This is a genomic window from Leuconostoc sp. JNUCC 76 (genome assembly GCF_053667755.1).
Genome location: NZ_CM132206.1, coordinates 274,542 through 299,554, shown reverse-complemented (window position 1 = coordinate 299,554; position 25,013 = coordinate 274,542). Strand labels below are relative to the sequence as shown.

At 37.5% G+C, this 25,013-nt stretch carries 25 protein-coding genes and 1 tRNA gene; 2 read left to right on the top strand and 24 right to left on the bottom strand.

Annotation, left to right across the window (positions count from 1 at the left end):
* Nucleotides 1-4 precede the first annotated feature (4 nt).
* Nucleotides 5-484 (top strand): substrate-binding protein, encoded by a 480-nt coding sequence (locus tag JNUCC76_RS01725; RefSeq protein WP_454155279.1) that lies wholly within the window; start codon nt 5-7, stop codon nt 482-484.
* 29 nt (nt 485-513) lie between these two features.
* On the opposite strand, the gene JNUCC76_RS01720 is transcribed toward JNUCC76_RS01725, so the two are convergent.
* Nucleotides 514-2,229, bottom strand: coding sequence for an ABC transporter permease/substrate binding protein (locus tag JNUCC76_RS01720; RefSeq protein ID WP_454155277.1), 1,716 nt, complete (start codon nt 2,227-2,229; stop codon nt 514-516).
* A complete protein-coding gene (locus tag JNUCC76_RS01715) occupies nt 2,222-3,415 on the bottom strand; it encodes a quaternary amine ABC transporter ATP-binding protein (protein WP_454155275.1) in 1,194 nt (397 codons plus the stop codon). Before JNUCC76_RS01715 ends, JNUCC76_RS01720 begins: the two co-directional genes overlap by 8 nt.
* Nucleotides 3,416-3,628: 213 nt before the next feature.
* Here JNUCC76_RS01715 and JNUCC76_RS01710 point away from each other — a divergent pair, with 213 nt between their 5' ends.
* A complete protein-coding gene (locus JNUCC76_RS01710) occupies nt 3,629-4,246 on the top strand; it encodes a GntR family transcriptional regulator (protein WP_454155273.1) in 618 nt (205 codons plus the stop codon).
* Nucleotides 4,247-4,394: 148 nt separating this feature from the next.
* Here JNUCC76_RS01710 and JNUCC76_RS01705 read toward each other — a convergent pair whose 3' ends face one another.
* From JNUCC76_RS01705 to JNUCC76_RS01600, 22 genes are all read right to left on the bottom strand, one after another.
* Entirely contained in the window at nt 4,395-5,747 is a 1,353-nt protein-coding gene (locus JNUCC76_RS01705) for a glucose-6-phosphate isomerase (protein WP_454155271.1), read from the bottom strand.
* 47 nt (nt 5,748-5,794) lie between these two features.
* Nucleotides 5,795-6,496, bottom strand: coding sequence for a glucosamine-6-phosphate deaminase (gene nagB, locus JNUCC76_RS01700; protein WP_454155269.1), 702 nt, complete (start codon nt 6,494-6,496; stop codon nt 5,795-5,797).
* A 135-nt stretch (nt 6,497-6,631) separates the two neighbouring features.
* Nucleotides 6,632-7,966: a D-alanyl-D-alanine carboxypeptidase family protein gene (locus JNUCC76_RS01695; RefSeq protein ID WP_454155267.1), complete on the bottom strand. Its 1,335-nt coding sequence runs from the start codon at nt 7,964-7,966 to the stop codon at nt 6,632-6,634.
* Between the two features lie 7 nt (nt 7,967-7,973).
* A complete protein-coding gene (locus JNUCC76_RS01690) occupies nt 7,974-9,059 on the bottom strand; it encodes a sensor histidine kinase (RefSeq protein WP_454155265.1) in 1,086 nt (361 codons plus the stop codon).
* Entirely contained in the window at nt 9,056-9,748 is a 693-nt protein-coding gene (locus tag JNUCC76_RS01685; RefSeq protein WP_004164761.1) for a response regulator transcription factor, read from the bottom strand. The genes JNUCC76_RS01690 and JNUCC76_RS01685 overlap by 4 nt, the downstream gene beginning before the upstream one ends.
* A gap of 36 nt (nt 9,749-9,784) precedes the next feature.
* A complete protein-coding gene (locus JNUCC76_RS01680; RefSeq protein ID WP_454155262.1) occupies nt 9,785-10,483 on the bottom strand; it encodes a DUF1129 domain-containing protein in 699 nt (232 codons plus the stop codon).
* A gap of 44 nt (nt 10,484-10,527) precedes the next feature.
* The gene (ychF, locus tag JNUCC76_RS01675) at nt 10,528-11,628 is read right to left on the bottom strand and encodes a redox-regulated ATPase YchF (RefSeq protein WP_454155260.1); all 1,101 of its coding nucleotides are present in this window, start codon (nt 11,626-11,628) and stop codon (nt 10,528-10,530) included.
* 1 nt (nt 11,629) lies between these two features.
* Complete coding sequence (locus JNUCC76_RS01670; RefSeq protein WP_011679217.1) at nt 11,630-11,839, bottom strand: DUF951 domain-containing protein; 210 nt, start codon at nt 11,837-11,839, stop codon at nt 11,630-11,632.
* Nucleotides 11,839-12,738 carry a ParB/RepB/Spo0J family partition protein gene (locus JNUCC76_RS01665; protein WP_454155258.1) on the bottom strand — a complete coding sequence of 300 codons (900 nt, stop codon included), beginning with the start codon at nt 12,736-12,738 and terminating at the stop codon, nt 11,839-11,841. Before JNUCC76_RS01665 ends, JNUCC76_RS01670 begins: the two co-directional genes overlap by 1 nt.
* Complete coding sequence (locus tag JNUCC76_RS01660) at nt 12,728-13,489, bottom strand: ParA family protein (RefSeq protein ID WP_211635175.1); 762 nt, start codon at nt 13,487-13,489, stop codon at nt 12,728-12,730. Before JNUCC76_RS01660 ends, JNUCC76_RS01665 begins: the two co-directional genes overlap by 11 nt.
* Before the next feature lie 18 nt (nt 13,490-13,507).
* On the bottom strand, nt 13,508-14,227 hold the full coding sequence (gene rsmG / locus JNUCC76_RS01655; RefSeq protein ID WP_454155256.1) for a 16S rRNA (guanine(527)-N(7))-methyltransferase RsmG: 720 nt from the start codon (nt 14,225-14,227) through the stop codon (nt 13,508-13,510).
* A gap of 76 nt (nt 14,228-14,303) precedes the next feature.
* Nucleotides 14,304-15,251 (bottom strand): ribonucleoside hydrolase RihC, encoded by a 948-nt coding sequence (gene rihC, locus JNUCC76_RS01650; RefSeq protein ID WP_454155254.1) that lies wholly within the window; start codon nt 15,249-15,251, stop codon nt 14,304-14,306.
* Between the two features lie 291 nt (nt 15,252-15,542).
* Complete coding sequence (locus tag JNUCC76_RS01645; protein ID WP_454155252.1) at nt 15,543-17,177, bottom strand: peptide ABC transporter substrate-binding protein; 1,635 nt, start codon at nt 17,175-17,177, stop codon at nt 15,543-15,545.
* Between the two features lie 177 nt (nt 17,178-17,354).
* Nucleotides 17,355-17,438, bottom strand: a tRNA-Leu gene (locus JNUCC76_RS01640).
* Between the two features lie 48 nt (nt 17,439-17,486).
* Nucleotides 17,487-17,822 carry an ArsR/SmtB family transcription factor gene (locus JNUCC76_RS01635; protein ID WP_454155250.1) on the bottom strand — a complete coding sequence of 112 codons (336 nt, stop codon included), beginning with the start codon at nt 17,820-17,822 and terminating at the stop codon, nt 17,487-17,489.
* A gap of 84 nt (nt 17,823-17,906) precedes the next feature.
* Nucleotides 17,907-18,380, bottom strand: a complete 474-nt coding sequence (locus JNUCC76_RS01630) for a universal stress protein (RefSeq protein ID WP_454155248.1) — start codon at nt 18,378-18,380, stop codon at nt 17,907-17,909.
* A gap of 26 nt (nt 18,381-18,406) precedes the next feature.
* Entirely contained in the window at nt 18,407-19,798 is a 1,392-nt protein-coding gene (locus tag JNUCC76_RS01625; protein WP_454155246.1) for an Nramp family divalent metal transporter, read from the bottom strand.
* A 386-nt stretch (nt 19,799-20,184) separates the two neighbouring features.
* Entirely contained in the window at nt 20,185-21,108 is a 924-nt protein-coding gene (locus JNUCC76_RS01620; RefSeq protein WP_394455146.1) for a cation diffusion facilitator family transporter, read from the bottom strand.
* A gap of 99 nt (nt 21,109-21,207) precedes the next feature.
* The gene (locus tag JNUCC76_RS01615) at nt 21,208-21,912 is read right to left on the bottom strand and encodes an NAD-dependent protein deacylase (RefSeq protein ID WP_394455148.1); all 705 of its coding nucleotides are present in this window, start codon (nt 21,910-21,912) and stop codon (nt 21,208-21,210) included.
* A gap of 41 nt (nt 21,913-21,953) precedes the next feature.
* Nucleotides 21,954-22,904 (bottom strand): nitrate ABC transporter ATPase, encoded by a 951-nt coding sequence (locus JNUCC76_RS01610; protein ID WP_394455150.1) that lies wholly within the window; start codon nt 22,902-22,904, stop codon nt 21,954-21,956.
* Nucleotides 22,888-24,093, bottom strand: a complete 1,206-nt coding sequence (locus tag JNUCC76_RS01605; RefSeq protein WP_454155243.1) for a hydroxymethylglutaryl-CoA reductase, degradative — start codon at nt 24,091-24,093, stop codon at nt 22,888-22,890. The genes JNUCC76_RS01610 and JNUCC76_RS01605 overlap by 17 nt, the downstream gene beginning before the upstream one ends.
* Nucleotides 24,086-25,009 carry a Ppx/GppA phosphatase family protein gene (locus tag JNUCC76_RS01600; protein ID WP_454155241.1) on the bottom strand — a complete coding sequence of 308 codons (924 nt, stop codon included), beginning with the start codon at nt 25,007-25,009 and terminating at the stop codon, nt 24,086-24,088. Before JNUCC76_RS01600 ends, JNUCC76_RS01605 begins: the two co-directional genes overlap by 8 nt.
* Nucleotides 25,010-25,013: the final 4 nt, after the last annotated feature.

The following is a 25,013-nucleotide window of genomic DNA, read 5'->3' as shown; positions in this document are numbered from 1 at the left end:
ACTATTGGATCATACGCCTTACTTCCTCACTAATAAAAAATGGTATAAATATGAAGAAAGACAAACAAAATCTGGCATTTCTTTTCAACGATTTGAATTGACAAAAAAAGCCAGTACAGAAGCAATTGAAAGTTTTAAACAAACAATGATTGCCATCGGTCCTGAATCTTCTATTGACTCTAATAATTTAAATCGTTTTCAACAAGCTTTAGGTTATGCAGAACGACAACATTTATTTAACGAAGAACATGGATTAAGCGAAGAAGAATGGCAAAAGGAGCATACACTCATCACATATGCAATTCGCAGTTATCAATTGCTCAGCGATGACTTGGCCGCACCAAACACATTGATTTTCAAACCGCGTATCGCTTTCCTATATAATAAATTCCTAAAAAAACATCCCATACGTATTAACGACATCGATTTATGTCATTTCATTATTGAACAAGAAAACAAATTATCAAAACTTAATTTAAAATAAAAAAAGCCAAGCAATCCTGCTTAGCTTTTTTATTTATACCAACTATCAACCAACTTTTTGTGTGACTTAATCCAGTTAGCAGCAGCCTGTTTTGGTGACGTTCCACTTTGAATATCTAACATCACTTCTTCAATATCATCTTTTGTCCAATTAAATTTATCGGCAACTTTATAAGCTTTAGAGTCAGAAGACTTGAGCTTGTTATTTACTACGGTATTAATTGATTCTCCAGAACCATATGTCTTTTTAGGATCAGAAAGGTACTTTAAGTGATACTTACTAAACATCCAATGTGGTGACCATCCAGTCAAAACAATATCTTGTTTATTTTTGTATGCCTTGTCTAACGCTGAAACCATTGCACCAGATGATGATGTTGACAAACTCCAACTCGATAGGTTTGGATATGCCTTCAATGCTTTATCAGTTGTAGCAACAATACCAGAACCAGGTTCAATGCCAGTAATTGTTTTATTAGCCTGTGTAGTTAGGTCACTAATTGAATTAACATCCATATAGTCCGGAACGACTAATCCGGTTTTAACACCCTTTAAGTTAGGTCCTAACAAAGTCACATTACTCTTGTATTTGTCATATAAAGCCTTGTGAGTATCAGGAAGCCATGCAGAAACTGAGATATCAACTTGATTGTTAGCCAATGATTGCCACAAAACAGAATTGTCCAAAGGTGTCAACGTAACGTCGTAGCCATGTTCTCGCAAAGATTCTGCAAGTACGTTTGATGAAGCAACCTCAGAGTCCCATTCAACGTAACCAATAGTGATTTTTTGACCAGTAGTTTTATTTGATGTCAATGTGTTAACCAATCCACCACCAATCATCACTATGACTGCAGCGAGTACAGTCCAACGGCGCCAAGACTTTGTCTGCTCTTTTTGACCTGGTTCGGTATTGAGCTTTTGTGTAAAGCGATCAATAATGATTGCTAAAATAACCAACCCAAGACCATTGACGAAACCAGAACCAACATCAGCATGCTGTACGGCAGCTAATACACCACGACCAAGACCAGGAGCCCCAATCATTGATGCTGTAACAACCATTGACAAAGCCAACATAACTGTTTGATTTGCGCCGGCTAAAATTGTATTTTTAGCATTAGGCAATTCTAGCTTTATTAATTTTTGCCATGTGGTTGATCCAAAGGAATCGGCAGCTTCCACTAAGTCAACTGGTACCTGGCGAATCCCAAGACTAGTCATACGAACCATTGGTGGCAAAGCAAATATGATTGATGCAAATACACCAGGCACTACCCCAATTCCAAAGAATGCAACAGCAGGAATTAAGTAAACGAATCCTGGCATTGTTTGCATAAAGTCCAAAATAGGTTGAACTATAACTGCTGTTTTATGTGACTTAGCTGTTAAGATTCCTAAAGGAATTCCTATAATCAGAGAAATAACTGACGCCATAATAACAAGTGTCACAGTGTTCATCAAATCAGACCAAAGTCCTTGATTAGCAACCAACAGTAATCCCAAAAATGTAAACAATGGGAAACCAAATTTTTTAGGTGTTGTGACTATTGCAATCAATGTTATTCCTATAATCATTAATGGCATTGGCACAGCATTCAAGCCATTAGTCAGGCCATCCATCATAGCTTGACCACCAGTTTGAATGGCATTAAAGAAACCAGCCAAATTAGTTGTTAACCATGAGACTGCAGAACTAACCCAACTTTCAAGAGGGATTTTTGGAATAGATATTAAATTATTCATCGTTATTTCCCCCTTCTGTATCAGCTAAGGCTTTTAGGACTGCTCCGCGAATAATGACACCCCTTAGTCGATTATCATCATCTACAACGGCTACTGGTGTTTGTGCATCATAAATAATAGGCATAATGTCCATAATTAATGTATCTGGTTTTATTTTTGGCATCTCATTAAGTACATCAGCAAGATCCAGCTTTTCGCGACGTGCACGAACGGCATCATCTGAAGAAAGATAACCTTCTAACTGTCGATGACGATTAACAGCTACCAATCCTGAAACCTCTTCACTTGTCATTTTTCTCAATGCAACAGTTGGTCCATCCACATAGATATTTGAAGTCAAAGCAGGAATCATAATACTTTCAGCTGTTAATACTTTTGAACGATCCACATCACCAACGAACGTTTTAACATAGTCATTAGCTGGATTCGTCAAAATTTCTTCTCCAGTACCAATTTGTTGTACTTGACCATCTTTCATAATAGCAATATGGTCACCTATACGTAACGCTTCATTTAAGTCATGAGTAATAAAAATAATTGTTTTTTCAACATTAGCCTGCAAATCTAATAATTCATCTTGCATTTCTCCACGTACTAAAGGATCTAATGCTGAAAATGCCTCATCCATTAACAAAATATCAGGATCATTTGTTAATGCACGGGCCAAACCAACTCTTTGTTGCATACCACCTGAAAGCTGATTTGGGTATTGATCCTTAAACGATAGTAATTGAGCATTTTCTAGTGCTTGCTCAGCTCTTTGACGACGTTCTTCTTTACTTACGCCTTGAATTTCCAAACCATACTCTGTATTTTCTAACAAGGTACGATGTGGAAATAACGCAAAGTTTTGAAAAACCATACTCATCTTTTGACGACGAATTTCTATCATTTGTTTTTTATTCAATTTAGTAATTTCTTGACCATCAATAAATAACTGCCCGGAGGTCGGTTCTATCAAACGGTTTAGTAAACGAATTAAAGTTGATTTTCCAGAACCAGAAAGACCCATGATAACGAAAATTTCGCCTTCTTCAATCGTCATGTTGATATCATAGACACCAACCGTACTCCCGGTTTTCTCAACTATTTCATTCTTACTTTTGTTTTGCTCCACCATCTTCATCGCAGCTTTGGGCCGTTTTCCGAATATTTTGGTCAGATGCTTAATTTCTACTTTTGGCATGTTTAAAGTGATAGCGTCACACAATATATAAATATTGTGTCATTGTCTCTTTCATAGTGACGCTACGCACATCTCCTCCTTGCTTCTTTTCGAATTTCCGTATAAAATATAGTGACAACCTATATTTTATAACAAGTTGTCTCTTTAATTGACAACTTCAATTTTCACATAGATTGTCACTTGTGTCAAATTTTAAACAATCAGGATAAAAAAATGTCAAAGATTAGAGAACCACGTTATCGTAAAATAGCCTTTCAAATTGCTGAAAAAATTGTTAATAACGAATATAAAGTAGGATCTAAACTCCATGCTCGTTCAACACTTTCAGTCACATTCGGTGTTTCAGCTGAAACTGCACGTAAAGCCATTAATATTTTGTCTGACCTTGACATTGTTCAACCAGTACATGGTAGTGGTATCGAAGTTTTATCACGGGAAAAAGCTAAACATTTCTTAAATCAAGCACAAGAAACAACTGATATTCAAACGATTCACGATCAAATCAATGATTTAATTGAGTCTCAAAGAGCATCTTTAAATAATCTATCAGATTCTCTAACGACACTATTTGATCAAACACAACGAGTACAACGACATAACCCACTCACACCTTATGAAATAACTTTATCTGATGCATCTAACCAACTCGGTGAATCGATTGGAAATTTAAACATTTGGCAAAACACCGGTGCTACAATAATTGCTATTTTACATAATGAAGATCTCGTTGTTTCCCCCGGTCCTTATGCTGTTGTTGAAAGTGGAGATACACTCTATTTTGTAGGTGCTGAAATGGCATTCCATGCTGTTCAAAATTTTTTTAATAATTAATGCCTATGAGTTTTGTATAACTTCTACTGTTTTTTTATTCATTTTCTATATGTAAGCGACCAATCCTTTAGATTATAAATATAAATACGCCCATATCCTTGATTAAGGATATGGGCGTATTTATGCATATCTGTTAATATTTTTTAGTTTATTCACCTAAACGTGCGCGATAAACCTTTGTTTGTTCTTCATAACCAGGCTTTCCTAGTAAGGCAAACATAGCAGTCTTGTAAGCTTCAACACCTGGTTGATTGAATGGGTTAATACCGAATGTGTATCCTGAGGCACCAACTGCAATTTCAAAGAAGTAAATCAAATATCCCAATGAATAGGCATCCTGTGCTGGTAAATGTACTGCCAAATTGGGTACGCCACCATCAACATGAGCCAATGTAACTCCTTGAGAAGCCTTTGTATTGACTTCATCAACAGTAATACCTTCCAAGTATTGTAATCCATCATTATTGCCCTCTTCATGAGGTAAATCAATGTTTGAAACAGGATTATCTAATTTGACAACAGTTTCAAATAGATCACGACGTCCTTCTTGAATATATTGTCCCAATGAATGCAAATCTGTTGAAAAATTTGCTGATGATGGATAAATACCCTTCTGATTTTTACCTTCAGACTCTCCCATCAACTGTTTCCACCACTCAGACAAGTATTGCATCGTTGGTTCCCAGTTGATCAATAGTTCAGTTGTATAACCCTTGTCGTACAATATACGACGAACAGCAGCATATTTGTAAGCTTCATTATTTTTTATATCTGAATCAGAATACTCTTCTTGAGCATCTCTAGCCCCTGTCATTAAAGCTTCGATATCAGCACCGGAAGCAGCAATTGGTAGAAGACCGACCGCCGTTAAGACAGAAAAGCGACCACCAACCCCATCAGGAATTGTAAATGTCTCGTATCCTGAAATCTTTGCTTCATCGTGTAATGCACCACGGTTCGCGTCAGTTGTAGCATAAATACGTTGCTTAGCGGCCTCAGCGCCGTACTTCTTTTCCAATAATTGTTTGAAGACACGGAAAGCAATTGATGGTTCTGTTGTTGTTCCAGACTTTGAAATAACATTAACTGAAAAGTCTTGATCACCAATCACTCGTACCAAATCGTTGATATACGAAGCAGATGTTGAATTACCAGCAAAATAAATTTTAACACCTTGACGTTGATTGTCAGCCAATTCATTATTAAACATTGGATTCAAGAAATCAACAGCCATTTTTGCGCCAAGATATGAGCCACCAATACCAATAACAACCAAGACTTTCGAATCAGATTGAATCTTCTGAGCAGCAGTTTGAATGCGGGCAAATTCGTCTTTATCATAATCTGTTGGTAAGGTAATCCAATCAGAATATTCTGCACCAGCACCGCTTCGATTACGAAGCTGCTCGTCCGCCATTGTGATTAGCGGTTGCATTTCATCAAGTTCATGCTCTGCAACAAAATTCTCAATGTTCTTTGTGTCAAATGTAATGTGTGCCATTTTTTACTCCTATTAAAAATTATGAAATCGGTTACAAGTTTATTCTATCACAACTTTGATGCTGCTGCTTCATCAATAATGATCGTAACGTCTGAATGCTTTTGAAGAATAGATGCTGGTACATCTTCGGTTATTGGACCATTGATAGTAGCTGCCACTGCTTCTGCTTTGCTTTCTCCAGTGGCTATCAGCAAAATTTTCTTGGCAGACATTACTGAAGCAATTCCCATAGAGATTGCTTTCGTGGGCACATCCGACTCTTTCTCAAAGAAACGAGCGTTGGCGGCTACTGTAGATTGTGTAAGATTCACAATATGAGTAGTTGAATCAAACGGCGTCCCTGGTTCATTAAAACCAATGTGTCCATTGCGTCCAATGCCCAATAATTGTAAATCAATTGGATGTTCAGCAATAATTCTGTCATAAGCTTTAATTGCTGCTTCATGATCCTCAGACTTACCGTCTGGAACATAGGAATGTTTAAATGGTTTATATTGAAATAGGTGTTCAGTCATAAAATAACGATAGCTCTGCTCATCTTCGCCATCCAAGCCAAGATATTCATCCAAGTTTATCGACACTAATTCAGTAAAATTGATTTGGCTAGTTGCTAATTTTTGATATAAGGGTATTGGTGTTGATCCAGTTGCCAAACCCAGTACCTTCGCACCATGTTGCACAGCATTTTGATAGATTTCGAGTGCCTTTTCTGCACTTTGTTCAACATCTTTTACTCTAATAATGTTCATAATCCAACCTCTTTCAAATTGGTCTATACCTTTTTGGTCTATACCAATATAATAACACCTTTCTAGTCCTGTAGCAAGTTTTTCAAGAAGTATTTAATGGCATAAAAAAAGACCAATTATGGTCAATTTAACAAATTATTTTGTTCTATCACGCCAAAACTTAACAAACCAATTAACTGGTTTTGATGAGGAAGTTGATTTTAATGAAATTCTTTTTTCTGTTTTTTGAGCATAAGGCAGATATTGAGCATTCAACGCTACCGTTGTATAGCCCACGGTTTGGTTCTTTTTTATATTGGCTACCTTTGAGTCAAAAGTAGGTTGTGTAAATGCCAATTTTACATCCTTATTTGTCCAATAATGTCTTGTTTGTGCGGCCTTAACAATTATATGTTGTTGCTTCGTATTTGGAAACGTCAACGATTTTACTTGACCAACTGTTTGATTTTCTTTAATATAGTTTGGCTGTTTTTGTGCTAATACCTGATCAACAATATGCAGAGATTCTTGATAACGCTTTGTTTCATCCATGTAATTAGCAATACCATTGACTACAGTTATGAATTCGTGACCGTTTTTATCTTTAATTAAACCAGTGAATCCAGCCCCAGATTCAGGCGAAGATCCTGTCTTAAGCCCTTCTATGGTTAACTGATTAGGGTTACTAAGGTTTGGCATTGTTTCTGTCATTAATTGCCAATAATCAGTTTTATCCGTCACAACAAAGTTAGGTGTCATATGATAAGAAATCGTTAATCTTTTTGATAACTGACGCAGAGAAGGATCCAATTCTAAGATAGCTCGTGCAATCATAGCTAATTGCTGATTACTGGCTTTATTGGAAGCTGTTTTAGGTGCCGAAGAGATTTCATTTTCAAAAGCATTCTCATTAACCTGTCCAGCAGAATTGTACCATTGTGAACCGCTCAAATGCAGTTCTTTAGCCCATGATTCTAGTGCTTGCTGTGTTGTTTCCCCTTTAGGAGTCACAAACTCACCCAATGCAAAAGCAGCATCGTTAGCAGAATTAGCAAACATGACATCGTAAAGTTCACGGACTGATACTTTGTCTCCAGCCTTGATTGCAATATGAGAAAACAAATGACTATCTTCTTTCGATAAATCTGCCTTACTAGTAATTGGAACCATTGTAGACCATTTTATTTTTCCTGACTTAATACTTTTAAGCACGCCATACGCTGTCAACATTTTACTTTGCGAAGCAATAGCTACCTGTTTTGAAGAATTTTTTTGACCCAAAATTTGCCCCGTAGTCAAATCAACCACTAAAGCAGAAGTTGCACTAGTGTTTAATTGAACCGGTTGATCATCGACTGTTGCCACCTCGGTTTTTGATTGTGTTGATTGCTCATGACGAGGAACCATAAAAAATATAGCCATTAATACAACCACTAATGCAATGATAATAAACCATATTCTTTTCACTTGATGCTTTTTATTTTGTAACATATTCCCCTCATGTCTGCTTCAATGGTAATGTAATAATGAATGAAGTTATATCATCATCAGACTCAACAGCTACACTACCATGATGCTGTACAACAATCCCCTTCACGATAGCAAGTCCCAATCCCGTGCCACCTGTTTTACTATTTCTCGAACTTTCAACACGATAAAATCGATCAAAAATATCCCCAATTGCCTCGTCCGGTATTTTGACACCATCATTCGTGACACGAATAACAACATTTTTGTCATCAGCTTGTGCCGTGAGTTTTATGAAAGTAGCTCCATCACCGTATTTAAACGCATTAGAAACCAAATTCATCAAGACACGTGCCAATTTATCAGAGTCAGCCTCAATAACAATCATCTCAGGATTTGTTAATTGATTTAATGCAATATTCTTCTCTTGTGCTTCTAATTCATAACCAGCAAGTAATTGGCCAAACAAATCATTTAAACTGAGTGACGTAATATTTAAGGCAGCGTCTTGTGCCTGTGTCTGTGAGTACTCAAATAAATCCTCAACTAGAACCTTCATTTGATTGGACTTACTATACGCTGTGTGAATATATTTTTTTCGATTTTTTTCACTCAATGCTTGTCCCATTTCAACCAGGCCAAGATATCCGATAATAGCGGTTAGTGGTGTTCGTAAGTCATGAGATATATTGGTAATCATCTCATCCTTAGAACGTTCACTCTGGCGTTCTTCTTCTCTAATACGACGAGTATTTTCAGCAATTGTGTTAGATACGTCAATCAGCGCTTGAGTTGTTGGCGCATAAGGAGCACGCCACGAAATTGTCATGTCGGAATTTTCACGGGCGACCTGACGCATCTCTCTAATCAAACGATACAAACTTTCATCACGACGCCACTTCAAGTACTGCCAAAAAACAATACCAATATTTCCTGAAACAAAACTTACAAACTCTAAAACATTCCAAATATTTAACGATATAAAGGAAAATCGATGTCTTAGCGCATCAAATCCTGTCATGATTGTCCAACTAAAAAGAAGTAGTAACAATATCGTCACTACCAAATAATATATTTTAGTGCGATTGTGCTTTAATATCAATGCTACTTTTTTCATTGATTCACTTCAATTTTGTAGCCAACGCCCCATACTGTTTGAATAACTTGATCGCCATTTGTAGCTTCTTCAATTTTATCTCGCAAATGAGAAACGTGCACCATAACCGTTTTTGCAGAAACAACGGATTCTTGTTGCCAAACACGCTCGAAAATATCATCTGCAGAGAAAACACGATTGGGATGTGATGCTAATAAATACAAAATGCCAAACTCTAAAGCCGTTAAATTGACTAAATCACCTGTAGAAGTCTTAACTTCGTGACTGTCCTTATTGATTATTAATGAGCCAATGTCCAAGACATCTGGTGTTTGATCTTGAACAGCATTCTCCGCGCGTCGCAATAATGAACGGACACGAGCCATAACTTCAAGTGGATTAAATGGCTTGGTAACATAGTCATCAGCACCTGTAATTAGTCCCTGAATTTTGTCCATATCACCAGATTTTGCTGACAACATTAAAATAGGAATGCGACTATCCTTACGAACAGTTTTTACAACATCTAATCCGTTCATGTTTGGCATCATAACATCCAAAATCATCAAAGCAATGTCTGGATTTGTATTCAACTTAGAAAGTGCTTCTTTACCATCGTCAGCCATAATTGGCTCATAGCCTTCATTTTTTAGGTAAATTTCAAGTAATTCTGCAATTTCGATGTCATCATCAACTACTAAAATTTTCATTTATATTATCCTCTTAAATGTCTGCAACAACAGCAACTATTTTTTAGATGCTTCTAAGCGTGCTTGCTGTGATAATTGACTGATTGCAAAGAACCCACCTGTTAAACCATATTTCTTACGGTTCCAACGGAAGACACCAAATGCTGCGGCACCAAGAATAATATATACAACTGGTGGTAAGGTTGGATTAATTACCTGTGGTAACATACCTAAGATCAAAAATCCTCCAAGCCAAGCCACAACAGCCATTAACAGGTAAACCCATCGACGACTCTTTGGTTCTTGTTTGTCTTTGGCTTTAGGATTTGGTGTCAACTTTAAGACTACACCTGTATAGATTGAGCCACCCAATGCTGCGATGAGAAGCAAGGAAACGATTCCCGCACCTTGGTTACTAGCATTTTTGGAAAAGAACAGTGTCAAGCCAAATACCACAGCAAATAACATAAAGATGGCTAAAGATGTATCAAGTGCCAGAGTACTAAATTTATAATCAAAAAGTTTCTTAGCTGTTCGCTTAGGATCAAGATACTGCTGAACCGCCATTGTTGGCGTACCATAAATTTGCGCCGCTGTTTGCCCTTTCCCTTGGGTCTCAAGAAGGTTATTTTCAACCTCAGTCACAACACTTTCAATTTGTTCAGCATTCAATTTACTGTTTTGAGCTAACAGCTTTTTAAATTGAAAGATAAAATCTTGATTTTTTTTTGTTAATTCTCTTCTTTGTTCTGACATAAAATGTCTCCCTAAAATATTATGTACAGCGCGATCAGCGCCATTTACACGTTGAAACGGAATTCAATAATATCGCCATCCTGTACAACGTATTCTTTACCTTCTGAACGTAATTTACCAGCTTCTTTGACAGCTTTAACAGACCCTAATTCATCAAGGTCCGAGAATGCAATTGTTTCTGCACGGATAAATCCTCTTTCAAAGTCAGAATGTATCACACCAGCAGCTTGGGGTGCCTTTGATCCCGCAGTGAATGTCCATGCCCGAGTTTCTTTACCACCTGCAGTGAAAAACGTTCGTAAGTCTAATAAGTGATAAGCTGCTCGAATTAACTTATTTAAACCAGCTTCTTCTACTCCAGCCATTTCTAAAAATTCAGCTTTTTCTTCTTCAGGCAATTGAGCAATTTCTTCTTCTGCGCTAGCAGACAAACCAATTACGTCAGCTCCTTCAGTGGCAGCAAACTCTTTGATTTGATTGAAATACTTTGATCCCATTGGATCTGCCATATCATCTTCAGCCAAATTGGCAACGTATAAAATGGGCTTGGTTGTCAGTAAAAAGAAGCCTTTAACGATTTTTTGCTCTTCTTCAGTAAATGTAATGGTACGAGCAGACTTACCCGCTTCAAGAACTGGTTTGATTTTTTCTAGTACAGCAAACTCAGCTTTGGCATTTTTATCATTTCCTTTTGCCGCACGTGCAACTTTAGAATAACGCTTGTCAACAGCTTCTAAGTCAGCCAAAATTAATTCAGTATTGATTGTTTCAATATCATCTAACGGGTCAACTACCCCATTCACGTGAATAATTTCATCCCCATCAAAAGCTCGTACAACATGCACAATAGCATTTACCTGACGAATGTTTTCTAAAAATTTATTCCCTAAACCTTCTCCCTGAGAAGCGCCTTTGACAATACCAGCAATATCGGTAAATTCAAACGTGGTTGGAATAATTTTATCAGCAGGTACCACTTCTTGGATACGCGCCAAGCGATTATCTGGGACTTCTACCATGCCAACATTTGGTTCAATCGTGGCAAACGGATAGTTTGCCATTTCAGCACCAGCTTTAGTAATTGCATTAAATAGTGTTGATTTGCCGACGTTTGGTAAGCCGACGATTCCAGCAGTTAGTGCCATTTTATTCTTCTTTCTGATTTGCTACTTGTAAAATCTTTTTTATTCGTTTGTTAAAATCAAAGCGGGACATCATAATGCCTCTACCGCAATTCGTACATGACAACTTAATATCAGCACCAACACGTGTAATTTCCCAAGAATTGGCGCCACAAGCATGCGGCTTTTTCATTTCAACGATATCATGAAGTTTATAGTCCGGTGCTATTGCCATTAATCCACCTCAATATCTAACAATGCCAAAATGCGACTTAAGTCCTCATTTGAAACATAATTAATTTCAATTTTACCATTTCCCTTACGGCCCGCGTTGACTTTAACCTTGGTCCCAAACTTTTCTTCCAATTGGTTAGACAGAGCAACAACAAAGGGTGAAACTTCTTTCGTATTGGGTTCGGGTACACCCTCATTCATTTGCCTGACCAAGTTTTCCACTTGACGCACATTCAATCCACGGAAAACAACTGTTTCTGCTACTTTTTCAATTTGCGTCTTCTTTTTTAACCCTAGCAATGCTCTCGCCTGCCCCATTGATAACTCACCATTTTGAATCAGTACTTGTACTGATTCCGGTAATTTCAATAGACGCAGTAGGTTAGCGACAGTGGCGCGATCTTTACCAACTTTTTCAGCTACTTCTGCCTGTGTCATTTGCAAGCGTGTCATAAGTGCGTCAAAAGCTTGTGCTTCTTCGATAGCGTCCAAATCATCACGCTGTAAATTTTCGATCAACGCCAGTGCTGCCATCGTGTCATCATCGACTTGGCGTACAATAGCTGAAATTGATTTCAAACCAGATAATTTTGAAGCACGAACACGACGTTCACCAGCAATAATTTCAAATTTTTGATCAATTTGACGCACAATAATTGGTGTCAAAACGCCATTTTCTGTGATGGAGGCTGATAATTCCTTTAACTTGCTTTCATCAAAATGATGCCGCGGTTGAAACGGATTAGGTTTGACATCTTTCAATGGTAACTTAACGACTTGTTCCGTTGCTTCTTGTTCTTTTGTAACTACCTTTGTATGTTCAACGGCTTCTTTTGACACATTATTTGCGCCAAAAAGTGAAGTCATTCCTTTGCCAAGCCCGCCTTTTTTACTTACCATATTGTTTCAAAACCTCCTGTGCGAGATTGTTGTACATTTGTGCACCCACGCTTCGTGGATCAAAATCAATAATCGCTTGTCCATAAGATGGCGCTTCACTCAGGCGTACTGAACGTGGGATGATTGTATCATAAACCTTATCATCAAAATAACTACGCACTTCTTGGGCTACTTGCTTGGCAAGGTTTGTTCGTCCATCATACATTGTTAATAAAATACCAGCAACATCAAGATTTGGATTAAACTGCTGCCGAACAAGTTCAATCGTGTTTAGTAGTTGTCCTAGACCTTCTAGAGCATAAAATTCAGTCTGTACCGGAATAAGAATGGCATCAGCAGCTGTAAATGCATTGACAGTCATTAATCCTAAAGCTGGTGGATTATCAATTAAAATGAAGTCATAATCATCACGCACTGTTTCAAGTGCAGCTTTCAGACGGTACTCACGTTGCGGTTGCTTAGCGAGTTCAATCTCAGCACCCGACAACTGGATGGTAGCTGGGACTAGGTCATAATTATCAGTTGCTACGATTACTTCGTGAAGAGGCGTTTGTTCAACAATTACATCATAACTATCATGTTCTAATATTGACTTATCAACGCCAGAGCCACTTGTTGCATTTCCTTGCGCGTCGATATCAACCAATAACACACGTTGTCCAGCTTGTGCTAATGCTGCACCCAAGTTGATACTGGTCGTTGTCTTACCCACACCACCTTTTTGATTAGCTAATACAATTATTTGCGCCATTTTAGGTGCCTCCTTTATTTATGAGATTGGCTTTTTGCTTGGTGTCCCAGCTTGCCTAGGGTATTTTTTAGGTGTTTTTGTTTTTTTATCTACTATTTGTATATAGCGCTGATCACCATTTGGTAGTGTAAATACAAACTCTTCGTTAACCTGACCACCCAGCATAGCTAATGCTTTTTGACCATCGAGGAGCTCTTGATGAGCAGCTGATCCCTTCATGACTAAGAATCTGCCATCAATCTTAACAAAAGGTAATGTATACTCAGCCAAAACACTAGTACGGGCAACTGCTCGAGCCGTTGCATAATCAAAATTTTCTCGGTACTTGGGATTTTGTCCTATATCTTCTGCGCGCCCATGAACAATTTCTACGCCAGTTAAGTCAAGCGTATCAACCACTTCTTGCAAAAAATTAACTCTTTTTTTTAGCGCATCAACCATTGTAATTTTTAAGTTTGGAAAGGCTATTTTCAAGGGTAATGACGGAAAACCTGCGCCTGTACCAATATCAATTAAAGTGCTTTCAGAACTTTTTAACTTTTGTTCATACATTGCTACAGTTAAAGAATCATAAAAATGTTTTAAGTACACATCTTTTTTTTCAGTAATAGCCGTTAAGTTAACGTGTTCGTTAGTTGCGACCAGCAACTCGTAATAACGTTCAAATTGCCGAACCTGCTGCGTTGTTAAAGTTATACCAGCACTACTTAATGCTTCGATGAAGTCTTCGTTTGTCAATATTCTGCTCCGATTTCAGTTAATTCAGCACGAAAAAGCGCCAGTTTCAGCTAATACCAGAATACCTAAAAAACGCTTAATTTTCAAGCCTTCCAGCATTAATATTTCCATCAGAAATACTAGAAATTTGTAGTAAATACCAAGCATTGAATGCAGGTACATCGATATCCTTAGCAACATGAACATTCGTTTGGCTATGCGTACTATGAAGAATGTCAGCTACCGTGGCACCAATCGCAGGTCCATCTGTTACGACATCAACCCATAAATCTTCTAATTTGTATTTTTCAGGGTGCAGTAAGTAATAAAGTGTATTAACATCGTGCATTGGTTTACCGCCAGCATCAGAACCGTCTTGATAGTGTCCAAACAGTCCCATCAGCATTTTTCCGGTCTCGTTCATCTGGAGTAATTCAGACATAGATTGTTTGGTTAACAACGCTTTTTCAGTAACATCAAGTCCAATCATTGTGATATCCAAATCACTTTCAAAAACAATTTTCGCTGCGTCCGGATCTGTAAATACGTTAAACTCTGCCACCGATGTTAAATTCCCACCGGTAAGCGAACCACCCATTACGATTAATCGCTCTATTTTTTGTAAATCTTGTGGATACTTTTGAATTAAGTTTGCGATATTAGTGAATGCACCAACGGCTACTAATGTCGTTTGATCATCATAGCTATTCAGCGTTTCATGAATAGCATCTACAGCGTTTTTACTTATAGTTCTGGTGGAAAGCTCGCCAAATTCATAACCTGGCATTCCGCTCTTCCCGTGAATATTTGATGCATCCTTGAATGGTTTGACTAGTGGTTTCTCAGCACCACGGGCAACCTTAACGTCTGGTCGATTAAAATAGTGTGTTAATTTCAAAACATTGTTTGTTGTTTTATCAACCGAAACATTACCGGCAACAGACGTAATCAGACGTACTTCAAAGTCATCATTAGTTAACAAAATTGCGATGGCTGCTGCATCATCAATGCCGGGATCAGTATCAAAAATAAGTGGAATCGTCATTATTTTACCTCTATATATTATTCAATTAATTATACCAGAACAAAAGGTTTGACTTTTCTGCTTAGTAGATTTATTATATAAGCAATCTAGGAAAGGGGGTCATAACTTTTGAGTAATTCTAACGGAAAACGCTCAATCGTTTTGACCGCTTAATAGGAAAAGCGGTCGATTCGATTGCAGCAACCACGAAGCAAGTTTGATTTAGATTCTGCTTCGTGGTTTTTTATTTTCTTTTTCCCCGTATTGCCTAATAAAAAAACACGCTTTCTAGCGTGCTTTTTTATTTAATCATTATTTACGTGCAGCCAACTTAAAGTCTAGTGGCACACCGACCGCATGGTGATAAAAACCAGTGATGTTGGGGTTAACCAATTCTGGCTGTGCCTGATAATATAATGGGTTTAAGATTGCTTCTTGATGAATAATCTTCTCAAGTCCCTTTTCATCAGCAGCTCGCTTTGTATCATTCGTCGCATCAGCTCCCTTAGCCTTATTCCATAAAGCATCGTAATCGGCATTAGAATTATGATTATAATTGTTTGCATTGCCAGTTGAAGCCAGATCTAGGAATGTTGTTGGTTCAGCATAATCAGCTCCCCATTGTGTCAACATAACTTGGAAATTAGCGTCAGTTCCATCTTGCAAACGTTGCTTAAATGGTACAAATTTTTCAGTCACCTTTAGACCTGGCAAGTTTTTACTCCATTGTCCTTGGAGATAGTTGACTACATCTTTGGCATTTGCTACTCGATCTGTATCAGCTTCAATTTCAAGCGTAATCGACTTTTCACCTAGTTCATTTAGTCCTTCTTTGAATAGTTTCTGTGCCTCTGATTTATTATACGTATAATCTTGTTTAGCATACTTGGCAAAATCCGTACCATTCACAGTACTTAAACCTTTAGGTGTAAATGATGTTGCTGGTGTTGAAGTGCCCGATAGAACTTGAGAATTCAACTCGGAACGATTCGTAACCATATTCAGTGCTTGTCTAATTTTTTTGTTATTTAGAGCTTTAACATTTCCTGATTGATTATATGCTAAGAATACCGTTGTTGCTTGTGGTGTTATTCGGTAGCCCTTATTTGTTTTATTGGCCTGTGACAATTGTGGCGTATTAACCAGTGCTGAATCTAACTTACCCGTCTTATACATTTGTACAGCCACTTCTGGCTTTTGAACAACTTGCAAATCAATTTCAGGTGTTTTAACATTTTTTGCATCCCAATAATACTTGTTTTTCACAAGTTTAAACTTGTTATTGGTTCCATTCCACCCTTTAAAAGTATATGGACCATTATATAGTGTCTTACTTGCGGTTGTGCCATATTTTTTGCCATATTTCTCAACAAAACTTTGCTTTTGTGGGAAAAAAGTTGGAAATGTTAGCAAGCTTTTAAATTGTGGCATTGGTTTTTCGAGTGAAATAGTTAATGTATTCCCATTTGCTGTAATTCCGAGGTCCTTCTTATCAACTTTACCTGCCTGAATAGCATCCGCATTTTTAATACCACTATACAAATAGGCATACTCAGAAGCCGTTTTTTGATCATTGGCACGTTGCCAAGCATACACAACATCTTTAGCAGTTAACTTGCTACCATCGGACCACTTAAGCCCACTGCGCAGCTTGATTGTCCAGGTCTTACCGTCACTAGACGACTTAACTGACTTAGCTAATGCTGGTTGTGGCTTGCCATTTTTATCGGCTCGCATTAAGCCTTCACCAGCGTTACCAACAACTGTTATCGAATATTCATCAGTAATTGTCGCTGAATCTAACCCATTTAGTGGTGTTGGTAATGAAAAACGAAGTGTCTTATCATTGCTGTTTCCACTATTTCCCCACAAACCAGCAGCACGAGTACCACCAACCACCGCTACAAGGGCTACTCCCACAAGTGTGAGTTTTTGCCAATTTTTCATTATATTTTCCTCGCTATATTCTCATCATAAATTTACTCTATTTTTTCATTCTAGCACAATGAAAAACATTTGCACACAAAATGTATTACATTTACGATACAAAACATCAATTTGAAAAATAAAGATCAAAAAAAGCATCACACAATACTTGTGTAATGCTTTTTTTATTTTTATTGATGCCGCCGGTGGGAGTCGAACCCACACGGTGTTGCCACCACTGGATTTTGAGTCCAGCGCGTCTGCCAATTCCGCCACAGCGGCATTAAATATTAAACAACTTTATTATAATACCAGCAAAATAGTTGTCCGTCAACCTTTTTTTGATTTTTCTTGATTTGAAATTTGATTAGTATCTTCAGCGAGAGTATGGCTAACATGCTTAAGCGCATTATCCAATAAAATCAAAATGTGTGAATCACTTAATCCGTAAAGAACCTCTCTACCTCGCTTTTCAGTCTCAACAAGTTGCGCTTCACGTAGCAGTTTTAACTGGTGTGAAACGGCAGACTGCTCCATACCCAAAGAATTAATAATTTCTGAAACGCTATAAGATCGTTCTCTCAGTAATTCCAAAATGATTAATCGTTGTTTATTTCCTAATAATTTAAAAATTTTTTCTAGTTCTATAATTGCGCTTTTTTTCATACTTTAATTATAACAGGGTAAATTATAGTAATACATTATTATAATAAAAAAAGCCGTTCCATCGCGACTTTTTATCGTTAAAATTTAACTTTGCTGTTCTTTACGTGCAACCATTGAAGATACATTTGCGTGCCGTGCAATATAAGCAGCTTGAGATCCCAATGACCCCCAGAAGCCCTCTCGGGAATGTGCGCCAACAATAATTAGGTCAGCCCCAACACGTGGTGCAATTTCTTGAACTAACACTTCACCAGCCTTAGGTCCATCTTCAAAAATAGCTTCAACATTTGTTGCACCTTTTAACAAAGCATATTCTTTATAGCGAGCTAAATTAGCTTCAAATTCAGCTCGTTTTTCCTTAATGAAATCAAGGTGTAGTGCTTCTATTGTCGATAAGTCGCCCATTTCTAAAACTGTTGCTATTGTCAGTTTAGCTCCATCTTCACTAGCTTGGTGAATCGCATTCGCCAAAGCAAAATAACCCTGTTCTGATTCATCAACACCAACCAAGATGTTTTTAAATTGTGTTGGTTCGATGTTTAAGTTTAACTCACTCATTTTATCTCTCCTCTAAATTTACAAACTTATGCTCCGCCAGTAAAAATATCAATTACTAACTTAATATTTAATCCAGTCAAGACAACAAATACGATCCATCCAAGAATAGTCATCCATTTGGGATTAGCAAACTCTCCCATGATTTTCTTAGATGATGTAAACAATATTAACGGTGCCATTGCAAATGGCAAAGCAATTGACAAGAAAACTTGAGATTGAATCAACAACTTGTCCAGTTGTCCTTCTTCACCGCCATAAATTAATGTCACAATAATAACTGGTATTAACGCCAAACCACGTGTCACAACACGACGTATCCACATAGGAATACGCATATGAAGGAAACCTTCCATAATTATTTCCCCAGTTAGGGTTCCAGTAATTGTTGAATTTTGACCTGAGGCTAACAATGCAACTGCGAACAATGTTGATAGTATTGGTGAAGCAACAGCTCCAGCAATAGCATTATCTCCTAAAGCATTATACATGGCACCAAAGGTACCCACTGAATCTGCATGTCCAAAGAACAATGAAGCACCCAAGATTAATAACAATGAATTAATAACAAAAGCTAATGATAATTGTATATTTGAATCCCACGTCATGAAACGGATAGCTTCGCGCACGGCACCCTTGCTTTCGCGATCAATTTTTCTTGTTTGTGATATTGATGAATGTAGATAAAGGTTGTGAGGCATAACCGTCGCCCCAACAATTCCTAATGTCATTAATAAAGGTGAATCAACACCTTTTGGTCCATGCGTAGAAACTGCTTGAAGTTGTGGTAAATAGCCACCAAACATAGCTGAAAGTTCTGGCTTAGACAAAATGACGAGATAAGTAAAAATAACTAAAATAGTTGTAATTAATGTCATGACAATTGCTTCAATTTTTCTGAAACCAAACCTCATCAAAAGCAAAAGTAAAATAACATCAAACGCTGTTGTTAAAACAGACGCAATCATCGACCAACCAAACAGCAAATGTAATGCAATGGCCCCACCAATAACTTCAGCCATATCTGTGGCCATTAAAGCAAGCTCAGTCATTAGCCACAAAACAATGCCGCCTGGTTTATTTGTTCGATCACGGGTAGCCTGAGCCAAATCTTCTTGCTTAACAATACCCAACTTACCTGCCATATATTGTAGCATCATAGCAATCAATGATGATATCAATACAACTGACAATAGTACATAACGATACTGTGCTCCACCACCAACTGATGTTACCCAATTTCCTGGATCCATATAACCGACAGCCACTAGGGCTCCCGGACCTGAAAATGCTAATAACTTACGCCAGAATGAGCCGTCTTTTGGCGCTTCTATCGAGCTATTAACGTCCCCCAAACTCAATGTATCATCTGCTCTCTCAACTAGATGGTGCTTGGGATCAATGCTTGTAGAATTTTTCATTCCATCTCTCCTTTAGATTTCTCCTCAGAACTAAATAAACGAATCTCGACTTGACTGAAATATCGTGAAATATTCACTTTTTGACAATTGTTTGACAATTGATAAACACCAAAATAAAACATCAAGTGCTAAATAAATTTCATAAAGAATTTCATTCAACTTGGCTGTTGAAAGCTTATGAAAATTACCTAACTCGGCTATATTCGCTCTAATACATAACTTATATTACACTGTATTCTGAATTCGTCAACAACAGAATTACCCTTTTTAAAACTATAGTTAGTTTCCTAGATTATTATTATAAAAAAAAAGCTTTTTCAAGCCGTATCAATCATTTTTATTAGATTATTACGAATCAGTTACACAATGTAAAGTTTAAATTTATTCTAAATAACATTGCATGTTTGATCAAAATCAGCTGTCTCAATTTGAATAGTTACATGGCTAATTTCATATTTTTTTCGTAAATCTTGTGAAATACTTGCCAACAATCGTTGCTCGTTTACATCTTTTTGAACAGATAAATGAACAGTTATTGCTGCTTCTGTTGTAGATAATGGCCAAATGTGTAAGTCGTGCAATTTCTCGACACCATCATGAGTGGATAAATAACGCATAACATCTGATTCATCCACATTATCTGGTACACCATTCAATGCCAAATTAAAAGTTGATTTCATAATAGGCCAAGATGTCACAGAAATAATTACGCCAATAATTATTGACACAATAGGATCAATTGTGTGCCATCCTGTCACCTGGATCAATAATCCAGCGACAATAACACCAACTGAAACGCCAGCATCAGCTAGCAAATGAATATAAGCTGTCTTGCTATTTAAATCCTGTTCATGCTGATGCCCGTGTTCATCCGACATCCCAGAAGATTTGAAAAGCATGGCAGTGGCAAAGTTAATGATTATTCCAACCGCTGCAACAATCATCACCAGCCACCCTGTTGTCTCTGTGGTTGGTGGCGTGATCAAGTCATGAATACTTTCATAAAAAATAGTGATGACCGCAAATATTAGCAAAACTGTATTAAAAACACTAGCGAGAATGGACATATTATGCCAACCATAAGTGTGTCGCTTAGTTGCCTGTAAACCAAATACAACAACGGCAATCCAAGCAATCATCAACGCTAATACATCACTTAAATTGTGAAAAGCATCAGCAAATAAGGCTGTTGAATGTGCTAATTTAGCAAATAATAATTCTGATAGTACAAAAATCATATTCAATGAAATTCCAACTATGTAAGGCTTTTGTTTCATTCTTAACTGTTCATTTTTATTATTTCTCTTCATAATTATTACCTCACTTTAATTTTAACACTTTATCTGAAAAAAAATTCATATATAGATAAAAAAATAACAGGCACGTAATTTTGCCTGTCAGTTGAATGATTAAACTTCTAATTCAGAAAAGAACTCGCCAGCATCCCCAACGATTTGTTCAACATCAAATGGTGTGGTAATATGCTCAAAATTGATTGACATGACATGTGCTGCTGGACTAGCATACTGTAATAATCCAGCAAAAGGATAAACTTTAAAGCTAGTTCCAACAATAACAATTAAATCAGCATTTCGTACCCATAAGGCTGATTTTTCAACATCAAAAGGCATTTCTTCGTAAAATGTAATTCGCGGACGCAATAAAGCATTGTCTGCACGTCTCATTGCATGCAAGTAATCCTGATAGGGAGATTTCTTACCATCAACAGGCGCATACACATCATATAATGAGCCATGAAAACGGATCAATTTTTCTGGATCTGATGCCGCTTTGACATGCAAATCATCAACATTTTGCGTGATAATTTTGGCCTTGCCTTGTCGGGTTAAAGCTGCCATTTTTTTGTGAATAACATTTGGAACAGCCTCAGGAAAATACATATTATCAATCATAAATTGATACTGCTTTTCGGGCTCATTATGAAAAGCTGTCGCGCTCAATAGGTATTCAGGTTGCAAACTGATGCCATCATAAATACCTCCTTTGGAACGATAATCTGGTATTCCTGATAAAGTTGAAACACCCGCTCCGGTCATGAATACAATATTTTTGGCGTCGTCAAAGCGCTTTTGAATTTCTGCTGTGACTAACATGAATATCCTTTCTTTATGAATGTTAACTGATAATAATTAATTTAGTCTCTCTCAATGTAAGGTAGCGCTAACTTTTGAAATAATTCCGATACTTTTAGCGCATACAGCTCTTTGAAAAATGTTGGTTTATCAGCTTCATTATCCGGCGGTGATACTACAAAACTATTTTGATTATCATTTTTACTTAGACCAACGTAAGCTGTCTTCTCCGTTTGAAAATCGGTCATTTCCGAATGATAAATTGTAAACACTTGATTAACTGGTAAATCCAATTGGCGTTTTGACAAAACACTTGTTAATGTGACATATTCTTTAGCGTTGACAGTGGGTTTGCCCCATCTTGTCAATACTTCGTCAATGCCTTCAAACAAAGAAACCATTTGATGACGAATATTGCGTGCTTGCTTCAGATCAGCTGCCATTACAGGTTTAATAAGCGAACTCGCAGCCGTGTAAGCTAGCGGATATTTTTGTTGCAACTCGTCAACAAAACCGCTGTCAGAAATCGTATCAGCAAATACTAATGCATCCATAATCATGAGTAAGCGCCATAAACTTTCATCGTCCACTTCACCATTTTCAGGCGTTAACTCAGCGTGAAGCCCAGAAAAATAAGCCTTTGCCGTCGCTGAAGTTGTAATGCCTTGTTTAGCTAGTTCACGATAAGTGATTGCATGAACAACTATGCGGTGCATGCGCGTTGCAATTTGTATCAGCTGATCGTCTAATTTTTCATCATTGAATGTTAGCGCAAAAAACACTTGTGGGGCAATACCATTTAATGTTAATAGCATTTTTAATAACTCATTACCAAGCAAGAAATCACTCTCAGTTTTGTTAGCAATTTCTATTAGCAAACGTTGTCCTAAAACTTCTTGTGAAACTTGGTCGATATGTAATTCCCCAGTCTCTTCTCCATTAACACGTGTCATCACAGTTCCTGGATAGACACTATTAACGTTATCCAATAAATCTTTAATTTTTGGGTTCATTTCTTATCTCCATTAATATTTTTTTAGCAACACTTGCATCCACATAACTAAGGGATATTAGCCGTGATACTATTGCGGTAATTTCATCAGTTTTTGCGCCTACTTGCATCGCTAACGCGCGATACTGCATTCGCATGTGTCCCCGTTGAATACCACCTGAGGCAATTGATTTTAAGGCTGCTAAATTTTGCGCCAGCCCAACAGATAAAATCACACCACGCAGTGTGTCAGCATTTACATCACCTATGATTGACAAGGCCTGCTTAGCATCTGGCATAGCCGAAATTGCACCACCAACTGTGCCAACAGATATAGGCAATGTCAGCTCACCATGAAGTTTACCGTTTAAAATTGTCCAAGTTACTAAACCACGGTATTGACCATCACGACTTGCATAGGCATGACCACTAGCTTCTACAGCTCGCCAATCATTACCCGTCGCCAAAACCACAGCGCTTATACCATTAAAAAGACCTTTATTCTCCGTAGTTGCACGGTAAGGATCGTTTTTGGAAAAATGGTTTAATGCGACTATTTTCTGAGCTACTTCACGACCACCTATGCGCTCAAAATCGACATCGCCAGTCACTGTGACCAATTGATTAGTCGCATAATTAGATAGAATCACACCTAAAGGTATGAACTTTTCAAACAATGGTAATTCTGCTTCTAAAATTGTATTAACAATATTAGCGCCCATTGCGTCTTTTGTGTCGATAATAAAGTCAACACTCGTTTCCGTTTTCGAGATATTTCTTACTCGAATATCACGCAAACCACCACCTCGTTTATAAATCGATGGTTTGGCTTGCTTTGCCTTAGCAAAAATTTCATCGCGATGTAAGTCAATGAATTCATCCACACCAGCAGCATCAACTAGCAACATTTGGCCGATCATAGCAGTATCCGCCATGATGACATGAACTCCATTAGATAACATTTTGGCACCATTATTAGCTGCTGCAACCACACTCGGTTCTTCAATAGCCATCGGCACACTAAAATGTTGTTCATCAATCAGAATGTCGTGGACAACGCCCATTGGCATGCGAAAATCACTAACGTAATTCTCAACCATCTGAGCGTTGACTGGATTTTGACGACTTGACAATGATAATCGTATGTCTTCTTTTAAATTTAATGCGAGCAAACGCTCATCGGGTGTTAATTCATAAAATTTTTTATTCATCCTGCTGTGCTAAAGTCTCAGCAATTAGACCTTCGCGAACCCCGCTTTCTGAAAATATAACTTTAGGTGAATTAATTTTTCTCATAAGATTCAATAATGGTAGTAAGCCACTGACGATAATATCAGCTCGAGATGTTTCTAATCCGGCAATTTTCTCACGTTCTTTTCGTGTCATCTGTCGGATTTCTTCAAAAATCTGCTCAACTAAGTCGACTGGCATCTCAAATCCATGAATCATACTTACTTCGGCTTCACCCATTCGTGTACGTGCCATACGCGCGAGCGAACGATTTGCCCCACCTAATAAAATAACTGGTTTTTGGTATTGCGTTTCCAACCACTGTAGCGTGTTATACTGACTTAATATATAATCATTTGCGGAAGCCAGATTTTTCGGCATGATATTATTAGCTAGGTGATATTGTTCTGATAAAGTAACTGCGCCAAAAGGTAAGCTGACAGCTTGCTTACTACGTCGATTATCCACAGCGATTAATTCAACGGAAGCACCACCAGTATCTAGAATCACACCCTCGGTAACATTTAACGTTGAAACCACACCCAAATAATCATAATATGCTTCTTGGTCACCCGTCAAAACTTGAAACTGAATTCCCGTTTCTCGTGCAACACGATTTAAAAACTCAGTTTGATTTTTAGCCATGCGAACTGCTGCCGTTGTAATCGCACGGACTTTCGGATGGAAATTGATATATTTAGATTGAAAATATTTTAGCGCCTCAATAGTACGCAAAATTGGTGTTTCTTTTAGTAGTAATTCTTCTCCCATATTTTGAGCAATACGCGTGTCTTTTTTTTCGCGAATCAACTCGGTATGAGTACCATCATCATGCAGCTCTTCGACTACCATTCTGGCAGAATTACTACCAAGATCAACGATTGCTAAATAGCTCATATAG

What these genes read in the sequence shown, in the direction of transcription:
- JNUCC76_RS01720 (WP_454155277.1), bottom strand. Translation starts at nt 2,229, where the DNA reads ATGAATAATTTAATATCTATTCCAAAAATCCCTCTTGAAAGTTGGGTT.
- JNUCC76_RS01715 (WP_454155275.1), bottom strand. Translation starts at nt 3,415, where the DNA reads ATGCCAAAAGTAGAAATTAAGCATCTGACCAAAATATTCGGAAAACGG.
- JNUCC76_RS01710 (WP_454155273.1), top strand. Translation starts at nt 3,629, where the DNA reads ATGTCAAAGATTAGAGAACCACGTTATCGTAAAATAGCCTTTCAAATT.
- JNUCC76_RS01705 (WP_454155271.1), bottom strand. Translation starts at nt 5,747, where the DNA reads ATGGCACACATTACATTTGACACAAAGAACATTGAGAATTTTGTTGCA.
- nagB (WP_454155269.1), bottom strand. Translation starts at nt 6,496, where the DNA reads ATGAACATTATTAGAGTAAAAGATGTTGAACAAAGTGCAGAAAAGGCA.
- JNUCC76_RS01695 (WP_454155267.1), bottom strand. Translation starts at nt 7,966, where the DNA reads ATGTTACAAAATAAAAAGCATCAAGTGAAAAGAATATGGTTTATTATC.
- JNUCC76_RS01690 (WP_454155265.1), bottom strand. Translation starts at nt 9,059, where the DNA reads ATGAAAAAAGTAGCATTGATATTAAAGCACAATCGCACTAAAATATAT.
- JNUCC76_RS01685 (WP_004164761.1), bottom strand. Translation starts at nt 9,748, where the DNA reads ATGAAAATTTTAGTAGTTGATGATGACATCGAAATTGCAGAATTACTT.
- JNUCC76_RS01680 (WP_454155262.1), bottom strand. Translation starts at nt 10,483, where the DNA reads ATGTCAGAACAAAGAAGAGAATTAACAAAAAAAAATCAAGATTTTATC.
- ychF (WP_454155260.1), bottom strand. Translation starts at nt 11,628, where the DNA reads ATGGCACTAACTGCTGGAATCGTCGGCTTACCAAACGTCGGCAAATCA.
- JNUCC76_RS01670 (WP_011679217.1), bottom strand. Translation starts at nt 11,839, where the DNA reads ATGGCAATAGCACCGGACTATAAACTTCATGATATCGTTGAAATGAAA.
- JNUCC76_RS01665 (WP_454155258.1), bottom strand. Translation starts at nt 12,738, where the DNA reads ATGGTAAGTAAAAAAGGCGGGCTTGGCAAAGGAATGACTTCACTTTTT.
- JNUCC76_RS01660 (WP_211635175.1), bottom strand. Translation starts at nt 13,489, where the DNA reads ATGGCGCAAATAATTGTATTAGCTAATCAAAAAGGTGGTGTGGGTAAG.
- rihC (WP_454155254.1), bottom strand. Translation starts at nt 15,251, where the DNA reads ATGACGATTCCACTTATTTTTGATACTGATCCCGGCATTGATGATGCA.
- JNUCC76_RS01645 (WP_454155252.1), bottom strand. Translation starts at nt 17,177, where the DNA reads ATGAAAAATTGGCAAAAACTCACACTTGTGGGAGTAGCCCTTGTAGCG.
- JNUCC76_RS01635 (WP_454155250.1), bottom strand. Translation starts at nt 17,822, where the DNA reads ATGAAAAAAAGCGCAATTATAGAACTAGAAAAAATTTTTAAATTATTA.
- JNUCC76_RS01630 (WP_454155248.1), bottom strand. Translation starts at nt 18,380, where the DNA reads ATGAGTGAGTTAAACTTAAACATCGAACCAACACAATTTAAAAACATC.
- JNUCC76_RS01625 (WP_454155246.1), bottom strand. Translation starts at nt 19,798, where the DNA reads ATGAAAAATTCTACAAGCATTGATCCCAAGCACCATCTAGTTGAGAGA.
- JNUCC76_RS01620 (WP_394455146.1), bottom strand. Translation starts at nt 21,108, where the DNA reads ATGAAGAGAAATAATAAAAATGAACAGTTAAGAATGAAACAAAAGCCT.
- JNUCC76_RS01615 (WP_394455148.1), bottom strand. Translation starts at nt 21,912, where the DNA reads ATGTTAGTCACAGCAGAAATTCAAAAGCGCTTTGACGACGCCAAAAAT.
- JNUCC76_RS01610 (WP_394455150.1), bottom strand. Translation starts at nt 22,904, where the DNA reads ATGAACCCAAAAATTAAAGATTTATTGGATAACGTTAATAGTGTCTAT.
- JNUCC76_RS01605 (WP_454155243.1), bottom strand. Translation starts at nt 24,093, where the DNA reads ATGAATAAAAAATTTTATGAATTAACACCCGATGAGCGTTTGCTCGCA.
- JNUCC76_RS01600 (WP_454155241.1), bottom strand. Translation starts at nt 25,009, where the DNA reads ATGAGCTATTTAGCAATCGTTGATCTTGGTAGTAATTCTGCCAGAATG.